8 protein-coding genes are annotated in these 13,704 nt (G+C 73.5%); 3 read left to right on the forward strand and 5 right to left on the reverse strand.

Annotated elements, in window-relative coordinates; translation table 11 throughout:
- Positions 1-363, forward strand: a 363-nt coding sequence (locus tag FNH04_RS27930) for a cupin domain-containing protein (protein WP_228031653.1), incomplete at its 5' end; no start/stop codon positions are given.
- 22 nt (positions 364-385) lie between these two features.
- On the opposite strand, the gene FNH04_RS27935 is transcribed toward FNH04_RS27930, so the two are convergent.
- The 4 genes from FNH04_RS27935 to FNH04_RS27950 form a co-directional block, all read right to left on the reverse strand.
- On the reverse strand, positions 386-1,375 hold the full coding sequence (locus tag FNH04_RS27935; RefSeq protein ID WP_152788560.1) for a zinc-binding dehydrogenase: 990 nt from the start codon (positions 1,373-1,375) through the stop codon (positions 386-388).
- A gap of 94 nt (positions 1,376-1,469) precedes the next feature.
- Positions 1,470-2,489: an ABC transporter ATP-binding protein gene (locus tag FNH04_RS27940; protein WP_322724036.1), complete on the reverse strand. Its 1,020-nt coding sequence runs from the start codon at positions 2,487-2,489 to the stop codon at positions 1,470-1,472.
- Positions 2,486-5,281: an ABC transporter permease gene (locus tag FNH04_RS27945; protein ID WP_152788561.1), complete on the reverse strand. Its 2,796-nt coding sequence runs from the start codon at positions 5,279-5,281 to the stop codon at positions 2,486-2,488. Before FNH04_RS27945 ends, FNH04_RS27940 begins: the two co-directional genes overlap by 4 nt.
- 1 nt (position 5,282) lies before the next feature.
- The gene (locus FNH04_RS27950; protein WP_322724038.1) at positions 5,283-8,750 is read right to left on the reverse strand and encodes an FtsX-like permease family protein; all 3,468 of its coding nucleotides are present in this window, start codon (positions 8,748-8,750) and stop codon (positions 5,283-5,285) included.
- A gap of 235 nt (positions 8,751-8,985) precedes the next feature.
- On the opposite strand from FNH04_RS27950, the gene FNH04_RS27955 reads away from it, so the two are divergent.
- Positions 8,986-9,717, forward strand: a complete 732-nt coding sequence (locus FNH04_RS27955) for an ABC transporter ATP-binding protein (protein ID WP_152788562.1) — start codon at positions 8,986-8,988, stop codon at positions 9,715-9,717.
- Between the two features lie 51 nt (positions 9,718-9,768).
- On the opposite strand, the gene FNH04_RS27960 is transcribed toward FNH04_RS27955, so the two are convergent.
- Complete coding sequence (locus tag FNH04_RS27960) at positions 9,769-10,866, reverse strand: N-acetylmuramoyl-L-alanine amidase (protein WP_152788563.1); 1,098 nt, start codon at positions 10,864-10,866, stop codon at positions 9,769-9,771.
- A gap of 546 nt (positions 10,867-11,412) precedes the next feature.
- On the opposite strand from FNH04_RS27960, the gene FNH04_RS27965 reads away from it, so the two are divergent.
- Positions 11,413-13,134 (forward strand): trypsin-like serine protease, encoded by a 1,722-nt coding sequence (locus FNH04_RS27965; RefSeq protein WP_322724041.1) that lies wholly within the window; start codon positions 11,413-11,415, stop codon positions 13,132-13,134.
- Positions 13,135-13,704 lie beyond the last annotated feature (570 nt).

Consider the following 13,704-nt stretch of genomic DNA (forward strand, 5'->3'; position numbering starts at 1 on the left):
GTCGACGACTTCGTCCCCTCCCCCGGCGGCACCCGCTTCATCGTCCTGACCCTCCCGCCGGACGCCGCGATGGGCGACCCCGCCTTCGATCCCGTCGCCTTCGGCCAGGAACAGCTCGCCCAGTCCCCCGGCATCGCCGAGTACATGGAGATCGAGAACCCGGGGGTGCACACCACTCCCACGGTCGACTACGGCATCGTGCTGAACGGCGAGGTGACCCTGGAACTCGACGACGGCGCCCTGACCCGGCTCGCCACCGGGGACATCGTGGTCCAGAACGGCACCCGGCACGGCTGGCGCAACCACAGCGACCGCCCCGTCACACTGGCCTTCGTCCTCATCGGCGTCCCGGCCGAGGGCTGACCGGTTCCGCGACCGGCGCCGGTCAGCCGACCTCGACGACCGCCTTGATGAACCCCTCCGGCTTTCCGGCCAGGTCGGTGAAGGCCTGGTCGATGTCGGCCAGGGAGTACCGGTGGGTGATGAGCGCGGCTGGATCGACGCGGCCCGACGCCATGAGGTCCAGCCCGCGCCGGGTGGACTCCCGCAGCCGGAGCGGATCGCGGACATGGGCGTTGACCACGTCGATCGCCTTGAGGTTCCAGGACCGCATGTCCACGCTGCGGGTCTGCTGGTGGTACCCGAGGATCGACAGCGTGCCGTGCTGACGGACGAGCTCCGTGGCGAGATCCAGGCCGGCCTGGGTGCCGGACGCCTCGAAGACGACGTCGAAGCCGTGCGCGTCACCGGGGGCCGCGCTGTCACGGGCCGCGAGGCTGTGGGCCTGTCCGGGTGCCAGGGCCCGGTCGGCACCGTTGCGGACCGCGTGGCGTCGCGCGTCCGTCCGCGGGTCGACGGCGAGCAGCCGGGCGGTGCCGCCGTGGCGCAGGAGTTGCAGCAGGCACAGGCCGATGAAGCCGGCGCCGATCACCGCCACCCTGTCGCCGACGGCGACGGTGGTCCGGCGAAGGCCCTCCACGACGCAGCCGAAAGGCTCGCCCAGGGCGCTGTGGGCGGGCACGTCCGGCGGGACCACCACGACATCGACCGCGTCGGCCACGGCGCACTGGGCGAAGGAGTGCTCGATCCTGCCGGTGACCGTGTCCCCGACCGCGCAGTCCGTCACGTCCGGCCCGACCGCGATGACCTGGCCGACCGGTTCGTGTCCCATGAACACGGGCCCGGAACCGGGGCCCTCCCGCCAGAGGGGCAGCTCGCTCGCGCACACGCCGACGCGCCGGACACGGATCAGCACCTGCCCGTGACCGCAGACCGGGACAGGCGCGGTGACGAGGGCGGACCGCCGGCTGCCGACCAGCCTGCTGCGCTGGTGGGTGCGCGGCGGCAAGGGGACCGGATCGGACGTCGTGACCATGAGCCTGACCTCGTCGCGTCGTACGGTGTGCGGGTCTCGGGCCGGAGGGAGGGCAAGCCGGCACGGCCACCGGCGATGCGAGCCCTCGAGCCCCTCAGTCGCTTCGGCGCTCGCCGCCGTCCGGCCACACGCCGATGTGGTCCTGCTCCAGTTCCAGCATCACCCGGTGCTCCATGCCCAGTGCGGTGGTGTACTCGGCGGGCAGCTGGAGCCGGCCGGCCCGGTCCAGCATCGCGTACTCGCGTGCCACCAGGGACTCCTGACCCGCCGCGTCGACCTCCGTACGGCGCAGCACCTCCGTCGACGTACGGCCGTCGCGGATCGCGACCGTACGGCGTACCTCGTCGGCGACGGCCTGGTCGTGCGTGACGATCACGACGGTCGTGCCCAGCTCCTCGTTGGCGCGGCGGAACGCCGCGAAGACCTGCTGCCCGGTTGCTGAGTCCAGTTCGCCGGTCGGCTCGTCGGCGAGCAGTACGGAGGGTGAGTTGGCGAGGGCGACGGCGATGGCGACGCGCTGCTGCTGGCCGCCGGACATCTGGTACGGGCGGCGGTCGCGGCAGTCGGCGACGCCGAGCATCGCCAGCAGCTCCTCCGCCCGCTCGCCCCGCTTCCGCCTACGGCCGCGGCCACCCCCACCGCGCAGCTGCATCGGCAACGCCACGTTCTGGGACGCCGTCAGATACGGGAGGAGATTGCGCGCCGTCTGCTGCCACACGAAGCCGACCACCTCGCGGCGGTAGCGCAACCGGGCCTTCGCGTCCATCGTGAGCAGATCACGGCCCGCGACCTTCGCGGCGCCCGCGGTGGGGACGTCCAGTCCCGCGAGGATGTTCATCAGGGTCGACTTGCCGCTGCCGGAGGCACCGACCAGGGCCATCAGCTCGCCTTCCCCGACCAGGAGATCGAGCCCCTGGAGCGCCTGCACCTCCACCCCGTCGGCGGAGCCGTTCCCTCTCCGGGAGCCGCCCCCCGAGCCCCGGCCGGCGAAGATGCGGACCAGCCGGTCGCAGGCGATCAGGGCGTCGTGCCCGTACGAGGGCCCCTCTTGGCGCGCCGCGGCCCGCCGCTCCAGTTCCGCCAGGGTCGTCCGCGAGCTCGTCGTGCCGGTCACCGCGTGTCTCCTGTCCTGAGTTCCGTGATCGATGCGCGGCGCCCCGCCCACCAGGCCTGCGCGGCGGCGACCGCTCCCGCCAGCAGCACCACGGCCGCCGCGGGCAGCGCCAGCGACCACACATCGGTGCGCAGGACCGCACCGGCCACCGCCGTACCTCCCGGTGCGGTGGGCAGGGCGAGACGGTCCAGGTCGATACCGGGGGCGAGCAGCCGGACAGTGGCCCAGCCGACGACCACACCACCGCCGGCCGCCAGCAGTGCCTGGGGCAGCGCGTCCAGGCCGAGCAGCCGGCGGCCCTGGCGGCGGGTGAGGCCCATGGTGCGCAGCCGGGCCAGGATCGCCGCCCTCTCCGGCGCGGACTGGAGCAGGGAGAGCAACAGGGCGAGTACGGCGTAGCCCGCGCCGGCCACGACGGAGGCGGTGTAGATCCGCTCGGCGCCCGACTGCAGCGGTGAGTCGGAGAGCGCCGCCCGTTCCTCGTCGCGCAGCGTCACCGAGAGCTCCTGCCCGGCACCGCGTACGGCTGCCCGCAGCGCCCGTGCGTCGAGCGACCCACCGGTGGCCAGCAGTGTCGTCGGACGGGGGTGTTCCAGAGCCGCGGCGTCGATCAGCAGGAACTCGGCGTCGGGTGAGGCGGGGGTGCGGGGGCGCACGGCGGTGATCCGTACGGTGACGTCACCGGCCGGTGACGTGATCCGGCGGGGTGCGCGGCCGAGCCGTTCCGCGACGCCGGGTGAGGCGACGGCGTTCAGGACACCGCCCGTTCCCTTCAACTCGGCGGCGGGGAAGGCCCCGAGACCCGTCTGCCGGGCCAGCCGGGCGTACGGCCCCGGCTCGACCCCGATCAGTGTCAGCGATGTCCGCTTCTCGGTGCTGCTCGTGCTCTTCCCGGTGCCGCTCGCCCCGGACGCCGGTTCCGCGGTGCGATCGATGCGCACGGCCGTGACCTCACGTACGCCCGCGACCGCCCGCACCGCCCGTTCCGCTCCCGCCGGGAGTGGTGTCGTGTCGCCCGGGCTGGAGATCCGCGCGTCCGAGCCCGTCGCCAGCAGCGCGGCCCGGTCCCGGGCGTCCGAGACCCCGGCGAGCACGGAGCCGCCGAACGCCGCCGTGGTGAGGGCCGTCAGCAGGGCCAGCAGCGGGAGCGCGGTGCCCGTCGCGGGGGTGCGGCCCGCGCGGGCCAGTGACAGGAAACCGACCGCCCCGCGCCATCGCGCGGCCGGGCGGGCGGCCCATCGCAGGGGCAGCGGATACAGCCGTGCCAGCACCAGCGCCGCGATCAGCCCCACCAGCACCGGAGCGGCGCTGGCCAGCAGGTCGCCCGCGTCCGCCGTACCGCGCCGGCGAAGCGTCACGACCGCGCCGGCGGCCAGGACCAGCACGGTGAGTTCGGCGACCGTGCGGCGTCGGCCCGGCCTGGCGTGGGCGAGGTCGTCACGCTCCTCGTGCGCCCGTGGCCTGCGGTGCCGGGCGATCGCGCGCACCGGCAGTGCGACGCAGGCGAGGACCGTGACGGCGACCGCGCCGAGCACGGCGGGCACCGGCCGGGCCTCGCCCACGGCGAGCACCGCGAGCAGCAGACCGCAGGTGGCCGCGGGCACCGCCACCGCCGCGGTCTCGGCGAGGAGGCGTCCGGCGATACCGCGCAGAGAGCCGCCCCGCGCGCGCAGCAGGGCGAGTTCGGTGGCACGGCGCGCGGTGATCAGCCCGCTGGTCATGGCCAGGACGACCGCGGCGACCGCTCCCACCCCGACGGTCCCCACCGCGACGACGGGCGCGATCGCCCGACGCCTCGTCGTGTACGAGCCGACGACCGTGTCCAGTTCGGTGCCGAGCGTCGCGGTGTCGCCCGCGATCTCGCGCATCCCCAGCAGTTCGGGCCCGCTTTCGAGGGAGGCGATCCGGTCGGCGAGCGCCGGGACGTCCTGAGCGGTGAGCCGTCCGGCGGCGGGGGCGAGCCGCCAGTAACGCTCCGGTTGTCCCTGGCTGTCGAGGAGCACGGGGGCGGCGCCGGGTGCGAGCAGGAGACCCGCGTGCCAGTAGAACACCGGCACCCCGACCGGTGCGGCGGCCATGCCGGGGGTGCGCAGCTCCGGCTCCGCGGACCAGTAACTGCCCTGCGGGCGCCGGGGTTCGACGATCCCGGTGATCCGCACGGCCAGCGGCGCGTCGCGGAAGCCGTCCACTCTGACGACGGAACCGAGGCGTATGCGCAGGGTCCGGGCGGTCGCCGCGGTCACGGCGGCCTCGACCTCTCTCGTGTCCGCCGTCACCTTTCCCTCGGTGGTGGGCAGCCGGCCGCTCCGTACGGTGGAGTGGGCGGCGAGTCCGGACTGCGCGGCCAGCGTGAACCGGGGCGGTGCGTCGATCTTCGGCAGCCACGCGTTCAGTCCGACAAGGCTTTCGGAGGTCCGCACCCCGTACGCCGACTCCGTGCTGTCGGCCCGTAGCGGCTCGGGCAGCCGGTGCATCGCCTCGCGGTGGACGGCCGCGAGCGCCGCGGGCCGCAGTGCCTTCTCGCGGTTGGGCTGCCGGATCTCCAGCCCCGGCTGGGGTGCGCTCAGGTTCAGCACGGTGGAGGCGGGGGGCGCTCCTGCGATCTCCTGACGCAGCCCTTCGGTCTCGTACGCGTCGACGGACCGGGGCAGCGCCGCCGCGAGGAACGCCGTGACCAGCACGAGCACTGCGAAGGCGAGGGCCGTCCCGGGGGCGGTGCGCAGGCGCGTCCGTACCCAGGGCGCGACACGGCGCTCCCCGCGCCGGCTGAGCTCGACGGGGCCCGGGGTCATGTCAGTTGTCCCCCTGGTGGCGAAGCGCGACCGCGGGGTCGGCGCGGCGGACGGCTGTCACCGCGGTGATGAGCAGGGGCAGGGCCGCGACGCCCGCCAGGAGCAGGGTCACCTGGGACACCGGGAGTTCGACGAGGACGTGGGGGACCGGCCGTGCGGCCCCCGGCGTCAGCACGATCAGCGGGACGACGGCCCGGGCGAGGAGGGTTCCGAGGCCGAGACCGGCGAGCAGCCCGGTGCCGATCAGCAGGCTCTGCTCCGTGGCGGCCAGTCTGGCGAGGTCCCTGCGGGCCGCGCCCAGGGCGCGGAGCACGGCGAACTCCGCGGACCGCTCCCGCTGGGCTCCGGCGGCGCTCACCGCGAACCCCACGGCGGCGAGGGCCGCGGCGGCCACCGCCACCGCCATCAGCGCGGAGCGCGGCCCGGCGCCGAGCGGGTCGCCCAGCAGTTCGGCCGCGGTCTCGTCGCGTACGAGCACTTGGTCCGACTCGATGTCGGGACGGGCCCGTAGCGTGGCCGCGACCTCGGCGGCCTTGCCCGGGGCGGCGTCCAGCCACCATTCGTTGGGCGCGAGCGAGGCGCTCGCACGCTGCGTCAACGCCGCATTGACGGCTCGCAGATCGAGCAGCAGCGCGCCCCCGTCCGTGGCTCCGGCCCCGTCGTCCGCCTCCGTCCCGGATCCGGACCCGGCTCCCGCGCCGGGGGCGGATTCGGCTCCGGTCGCCCCGGTTCCCGTCGTCGGCAGCTCCCTGACCGAACGGACGACCGTCACCCGCACCTGCGCCCCCGCCAGCGTCAGATCGACGCTCTCTCCCGGCTCGGCCCCGGAGGCGCGCAGAAAGTCCTGGGTGGCGACGGCCGCGATCCGTGCCGTGGGCGCGGCCCGTGCCGCGTCGACGCGGACGGTGAACTCGGGTTGGGCCGAGAACAGGAACCCGGCGTCGGTGCCGGACGCGCTACCGGTCTCGTAGGAGACCGTCAGGGGCGCCTTCCGCGGCGCGGTCGGCCTCAGGGCCGTCGGCGGGTTCGCCCCCTCGCTCCCCGTCTCGGTCATGCTGCCCTGCCAGCGCATCCCGGCGGGCGCCGGAACCGTGCGGGCCGCGCCGTCGGGGCCGGTGGCCAGGATCCGTTCGACGGTGAGCCGATGCTGTTCGGACGCCTCCTCCGGCACCGTGCCGTCGATCTGCAGCCCGGTCACGCTCAGCGGCCCGGCCGGGGCGGCGCGGGTGCCCGAGGCCGACGTGTCCAGGTCGAGGCCGACCCGGTGGACCCGGCCGTCGACGGGTGACCTCCCACCGCTCAGCCGGTACGTGAGGCCGTAGCCGTCCTCGACGACGACGGTGATGAGGGGCGCGAGTTTGGAGCGGGAACGGCCCGATGCCGCCCCCTCGTCGGTGATCCGCAGATCCAGTGCGAGTCGCCGGGTGCCCTCGGGCAGCACGACCGCGGGGCCGGAGGCCTTCTCCCGGGACGCCTCACGAGACGTGTTCTCCTTGGACGTGTTCTCCCTGGCCGTGTTCTCCCGTGGCGCGACGGCCCGCAGCAGTCGCTCGACGGGCTCGTCGGCGAGATCGCCGCGCATCAGCATCCCCTCACCGGCGTGCTCCGTGTGCAGGGCGAGAACCGTCGCCGTACGGCCGCCGGAGAGATCCGTGGTGGTGCGGTGCGCGGGCGCGGCGTCCCGTACGCCGGGCAGCGCGGCGTACAGACCGGTCTGGCCGGGGCCGCCCGGCCTGCTGTCCAGCACGCGTACGGAGGCGCCCGTCCCGAAGTCCGCCTGGTCGCCCTGGGACCGGCTCCACGACGCGTTCTGCCCGATCGCCAGGATCCCGGTCGCCACGGCGAGGACCAGCAGCAGCACCGGGCCCGCCCCGCGCAGCGGACGCCGGCTGAACTGCCAGCCCGCCAAGGCCGCCGGAAGGCCCCGTCCGCTCACGGCGCGCCGCTCCGCGAGCCGCGCCGCGAGCGGCAGCAGACGCAGCGTCAGCACCGTGCCGGCCAGCAGCGCCAGTGCGGGAGCCGCGACCAGCAGCGGGTCGACACCCAGGTCGCCCCCGCGGTCACGGCTGAGCGCGCCGCTCCCGAACGCGTCGGTCTGCCGGTCGAGTTGCCAGTACGCCACCGCCGCTATCAGGAGCAGCCCGACATCGGCGCCGGCACGCACAGGCGCGGTCCCCGCGGCGGCACGGACGCGCCGCAGCCGCACCGGCGCCCCCGCCGTCGCGGCCAGCGCGGGCGCGACGATCGCCGACGCACAGCACACCGCGACCCCGGCCGCGACCAGCAGGGCCTGGCCCGCCGCGGCGTCACCGAGCCGCAGCCCGCTCCGGTCGAGGGACGACCACCGGGCGAGCAGCCGCACCAGCGGACCGGACAGCAGCGCGGCGCAGACCGCGGCCGGGACGGCCAGCAGCAGTGCCTCCAGCGCGGCGAGACCCGCGATCCGGCGGCGTGAACCGCCCCGCGCCCTCAGGAGGTCGGTCTCGCCCGTCCGCTCGGTGTCGAGCAGCCTGGCCACCAGCAGCAGCGCGTACCCGGCGAGCAGCACCAGCTGGACGGAGACGATCATGAGTGTGGACCGGGACACGAGCAGCGCCCGCCCGGTCCGGTCGAGCACGGCGGGCAGCGCCGTCCGCACGGTCGCGCCGCCACCGAACGCCGGGTCCCTCCGCAGCGCTTCGGGCCCGCGTGCGGAGGCCTCGCGCAGTGCGCCGATCCTCTCGGTCGTGAGGCTCCGGTAGTCGGCCGCGGCCACCCATCCGGTGGCGCCCGTGGAGGCACGGCCCGAGGCGAGGACGGACGGGTCGGCGAGCAGGGGGCCGTAGGTGGTGAAGTCGACGGTGCGGACCCCGTGGCCGCCGAGCGCGTCCAGCTGCCAGTACGGGTCGGCCCTGTAGGGCACCCGGTACACCCCGGTGACCCGGACCGTCAGGGGCTTGCCGTCCATCCGGTCGGTGAGGGCGATCCTCTCCCCGGGGCGCAGCCCCAGCCGGTCGGCGGCGACTTCGTGCAGTGCGACGGGTACGGGAGCGGTACGCGCCTTCGGGGCCGGGCCCGGCAGTGCCCCGGAGACCAGCCGGATCCGTGACCGGTCCAGGGCGGCGAGGTGGGTGAGGTCCGGCTCCCCCGTACGGGCACCGGTGTCCTGGAGGGAGCGGGGAAGGGCGTACGGCCCCGAACTCCACAGCTTCCGTACGGTCACCGGAAGCCCGGCGAAGGTCTGCCGCGCACCGCGGACCACCGCGCCCTGGGCCGCGTCCTGCCGGTCCGGGGGCACATCCGCGCTGGTGACGAGTGAGGCGGAGGCCGCGGCCGGGCCGCTCAGGGTCTGTCGGAGCGCCGCGTCCCCGACCGAACCGGAGAACGCGGCGAGGGCGGCGAGCACCGAGGTGGTGAGCAGCACGGCGAGCAGGGCGGCGGCGAGCAGAAGCCGATGCGCTCGAACGCGCAGCAATAAGAAGCCCGTCACCCGTCCCCCGCCTGATTGCCGAGCTGATTCCTCGCCAACTCCACATGAATATCACGGGCGTTACGTACTGGCGTATGCCTTTGAGTGCAGAGGGGCGCCCTTGACGCCCGCCGCCGCCCGACGGTAGGAGTCACCAGTCAGACGTATCTTGTTCGAATACTGTGTCCGCGCAAGGGCCGTGCAAGGGCCGCGCAGTGGCCGCGAGAGAACGCGCAAGGGCCGTGGGGGTGCCTCGATGACGGAAAGTGCCAGTACGCGGTCCGGTGCCACCGTCGTCGGCGATCCGTCCGACGCGCCGATGGTGCGGGTGGAGGACCTGCACCACTCGTACGGCACGGGCGCCACGGCCGTCCACGCGCTGCGCGGGGTCTCCTTCGGCATCCGGCGCGGTGAACTGGTCGCCCTCAAAGGCCGTTCGGGCTCCGGGAAGACGACCCTGCTCCATCTGATGGGCGGCCTGGACTCCCCGGATCGCGGCCGCGTCGTCGTCGACGGCACCGATCTGTCCACGCTCGGCGAGAGCGAACTGCTGGAACTGCGCCGCGACCGTGTCGGCTTCGTCTTCCAGTCCTTCGGGCTGATCCCCATCCTCACCGCGGCGGAGAACGTGGGCGTGCCGCTGCGGCTCCGCAGAGCCGACCCACGCGAGCGTGAGGACCGGGTGGCCCTGCTCCTCGCCCTGGTGGGCCTCGCCGACCATGCCGCGCAGCGCCCGGCCGAACTCTCCGGCGGCCAGCAGCAGCGTGTGTCCATCGCCCGGGCACTCGCCAACCGCCCGGCCCTGCTGCTGGCCGACGAGCCGACCGGTCAGCTGGACGCCCAGACCGGCCTGGCGGTGATGGAACTACTGCGGGCCGTGATCAGCAGCGAGGGCGTCACGGCACTGGTCGCCACGCACGACCCCCAGCTCCTGGACCTGGCCGACCGCGTACTGGAACTGCGCGACGGTCAGATCATCGAGCCGTGAGCGGGGGCCGTACGCCCTGAAGGCGGGCGTACGGCCGCTGGTAGGGCTTGGTCAGCTGCCGGACAGCGCCGCCGCGACGTCCGCGCGCAGTGCGGGGAGGTCGCCGTACAGCGTGGTGCCGGGGCACTCGGTGGTCAGCCAGTCACGATGGCCGCTGATCATCTGCACGTTCCGGGTGACGCCGTTGACCGGGTTGACGAAGGTGACGGCGGCCTGGGGGTCGAAGCCGTGCTCGGCGGACAGCGCCGCCAGCAGCAGGGTGAGGGAGTCGCGGGCCGCGGCCGTCGGTGACTGGTCGGTGAAGGTGCCGAGCAGGGCGACGCCGAGGTTGCCCGAGTTGAAGCCGGCGGCGTGGAAGGCGGTCACCATCTTCCCGGTCGTGTCATGGGCGGGGATGCCGTCCGTGCCCGAGTAACGGCCCTCGTAGATACGGCCTGCCTCGTCGATCAGGAAGTGGTAGCCGATGTCGCCCCAGTCGTTCGCGACCGCGTGCAGGTGGTAGTACGCCCGGATGGTGGCCGCCGGGTCCAGGTCGCCGTTGGCGCCCGCCGTGTGATGCACGGTCATCGTCTGGGCCGGGTAGTAGGTCTGCGGCGTGTTCTCGGTGCCGTCCGCCTTGAAGCGGAGGGACTCGTCGGCGCCCCATCCGGCCCGGGTGATGTACTCGACGTCCCCGAGCCGCCGTGCCTTCGCGGCGACGGCGACCTCGGTGGACGGTCCGTTCACCGTGTCGATGGCGGTGGAGCGTACGCCGGTGGCGCCGTCCGGCAGCCGCAGCTCGTACCCGGCCGCCCCGCCGGCCGGAACCAGCACGCTCACGCTCTGCGCCGGGTGCGTTCCGTCCCCGTCGGCGCCGGCCCCGCAGACCGGCCGCAGCGCCGTCCACTCACCGCGGCTGCCGTCCTGCCGGATCAGCCGGATACCCGCGCCCCGCCGGGGCCCGTTCCAGCTGACACCCACGTACTCGACGGGGAAGTCGGCCCGTACGGCCCGCGCGGCGGCACCGGTGACGGACTTGGCGCGCGTACGGGGCGTACGGACACTCCGCACGCCCTGGGCGGCCGCGGCGGGGGCGGCCGCGCCGAGAGCCGGCACGGCGGCGGCGCCGGCCGCGAGACCGGCCGCTCTGAGGAGGGAACGACGCTTCAAGGAAAACTCCTTGCGCACTGAGGATCCTTTCAAGTGGTGCTCGGTGAGGCGAACGCGTTCGCGCTCAGTACTCACTCCTTTTACGGGGTGGCGGTGCGCAGGGTTCGGCGGACCTTCCCGCCCGTGATGCCACATCAGGTGCGGGGCGAGTAGCCGTAGTCCGGCGCGTCCCGCGGCGAATGGGACTGCCCACGCGCGCGGTAGCCGCTACGTCATACAACTCCGATAGGACTGCGGAAGGTTGACACACCATCCTGCATACATGGCCGGACTGCGGCGCTGGGCATGCCGACCTCGCGCGAGGTCGAGGTACTGAAGCTGATCCGCAACAAGGTACGTAGTCCTACGGATCCCGTCACAGGCCGCATAGGCCACAGTTGGCCGGGACATCGGCCGGTCCGGCGCACACCACGCGGCACCGGACCGTCCATGACTCAGGTGGCGCGCGCCCGCATCTCACGACCAACCGGCGTACGCCGCCCAGGAGATCCGGGGAGACGAGTGAATCCTGTTCACCGTGGCTGGAGACGGGCGGCCTTCGCGGCCGTGACCTCAGCCGCTCTCGTGGTGACGCTTTTCGGGGGCGGCACCGCACAGGCCGCAGACCGGCCGTCAGCACAGCAGAGCACCATCGAAGAGCCCGCCGCCGGGAAGGGGGCGGTCGTCCCCGAGAAGGAGCTGCGCGACCGGCTCGTCGCAGCGGCCCGCGAGACCGCCGAGCGGCAGACCGAGGAAGCGGCCGGGGCAGGCACCGAGGGGGCGAGGAGGACCCCGTTCGTCATCGGTGGCGAGACGACCACCACCACCGCCGCGCCCTGGATGGTCCAGCTCGGCTACTACAACCCGTTCACCGGTGAGAGCTTCTTCTGCGGCGGCGCGCTCGTCGCCGCCGACAAGGTACTCACCGCCGCCCACTGCGTCGACGGTGCCGACTGGACTCTCTACGGCACCGTTCTCGCCGGTGCCACCGACCTGGACGACTACGAGTCCGGCACGGTGGCCGGAGTGTGGCGCCAGTGGCAGCACCCCTCCTACAACGCGGACACGCTGAGGAACGACATCGCGGTCCTCACCCTCACCAACCCGATGGAGCAGAAGTGGCTGCGCCTGGCCGCCTCCAACGACAGCTCCCTCTACACCCCGGGCAGGACCGGAACGGTCTACGGCTGGGGCCTGACCTCGGGCGGGGACGACGCGGACCTGTCGGCCCAACTCCGCAAGGCGAGCCTGCCGATGGTCAAGGACTCCACCTGCGACACGGCGATGAAGAACCTCCTCGGCGCCGACTACTTCGCCGAGGGCAAGGGCATGGTCTGCGCCGGAACCCCGGCCTCCGGAGCGGACGAGGGCACGAAGAGCCCCTGCAACGGTGACTCGGGCGGCCCGCTCGTCGTGGACAACAAGATCGCCGGCATCGTGTCATGGGGCGTGAGCGGCTGCACGGCCAAGGGCGCCTACCCGGTGTTCACGAAGGTCAGCCACTACGCCGCGGTGGCCCAGCCGCGCGTCGACGACGCCGACTGGACCGTGGACGGCCGTGCCGACCTGCTCATGCGGACGAGTTCGGGTGCCGTCTACTACCGTGCCAGCCAGGGCACGTCGCTCGCGGCGCGGGCCTCCGTCAGCAGCGACTGGACGGGCGTCCCGTGGGCGCTGCAGGCAGACCTGGACCGTGACGGCTTCGTGGACCTGGTCATCAAGGACACCGACGGCAAGGTGTACTGGAACCACACCGTCCACTCCACCCTGGAGCGGCGGTGGACCCGGATCACCTCCGTGCCGGGCACCTACAAGTCGTACGCCGTCCCCGGCGACGTGTCCGGCGACGGCCGCCCGGACCTGGTGGCCGTCGACTCCTCGGGCAACGCCTATCTCCACCCGGGCAAGGGCGACGGCGAGTTCCTCAGCCGGACGAAGTTCGTCAGCACGTCCTGGAAGAACAACAAGGTGTACGGCCACGGTGACTTCAGCGGCGACGGCAAGGCCGACCTGCTGACCCGCGACGCCGGCAACAACCTGTGGCTCTCCCGGGGCACCGGCAAGGCCTCCGCCCCGTTCTCGGCCCGCATCAAGGTGCGTACCGGCTGGAAGTTCACCGCCATCGCGACGACGGGTGACTTCAACGGCGACGGCAAGGCGGACGTCCTGGCCCGCACGTCGGGCGGCACGCTCTACCTCTACCCGGGTACGGGCAAGGCCTCCACGGGCATCTTCGGGACCCGCAAGAGCCTGGGCACCGGCTTCAACCAGTACAACCTGCTGTTCTGATCACCTGATCACCTGATCGCCGTCGGTGCGACCGACGTGGAAACGCCCGGCCGGGACTTCGCGGCCGGGCGTTTCCACACCCCCGGACCGCCGTCACGGCCGCGTCCTCGTTGGCCTCGACGGCGATGACGCGGTGACGCGGTGACCGCGGCCGACGACCGTGCCCATGGGCGATGTGCCGTCACTGCCGGGCTCCCCCGCCAGTCGGCCGCCGAGTCCGGGCTGCGGGCCCCTCCCACCGCCTCGTCCGCCGAACTGCGCGGCACCGGTGCCGCCGTGAGCGGCATCTGCCTCCCCTTGCTGCGGAAGCGGATGCAGCCGGCGCCCTTTGGCGCCGGGGCCCCTGACCAGCGCGTCGCCGAGGGGCCTTGCCGCATCTCTTGCAAAGGTACGGACCAACTGCTAATTCCTCTTTCTGTTAGGAAAGTTTCCTTCCAACCAGCCCGCCCAGGACCCATCGCCACCCACCGACGTCCATCCGTCCCCACCCATCCCCATCGACCGCCAGGAGATCCCCCATGAGACCGGCACGACTCGTCCTGCTCGTCGCCGCGCTGCTCCTCCTCGGCC

The organism is Streptomyces phyllanthi, assembly GCF_009377205.1.
Taxonomy (GTDB): domain Bacteria; phylum Actinomycetota; class Actinomycetes; order Streptomycetales; family Streptomycetaceae; genus Streptomyces; species Streptomyces phyllanthi.

Excerpts from the sequence above, each read along its gene's own strand:
- FNH04_RS27935 (WP_152788560.1), bottom strand. The coding sequence starts at position 1,375 with ATGGTCACGACGTCCGATCCGGTCCCCTTGCCGCCGCGCACCCACCAG.
- FNH04_RS27945 (WP_152788561.1), bottom strand. The coding sequence starts at position 5,281 with ATGACCCCGGGCCCCGTCGAGCTCAGCCGGCGCGGGGAGCGCCGTGTC.
- FNH04_RS27955 (WP_152788562.1), top strand. The coding sequence starts at position 8,986 with ATGACGGAAAGTGCCAGTACGCGGTCCGGTGCCACCGTCGTCGGCGAT.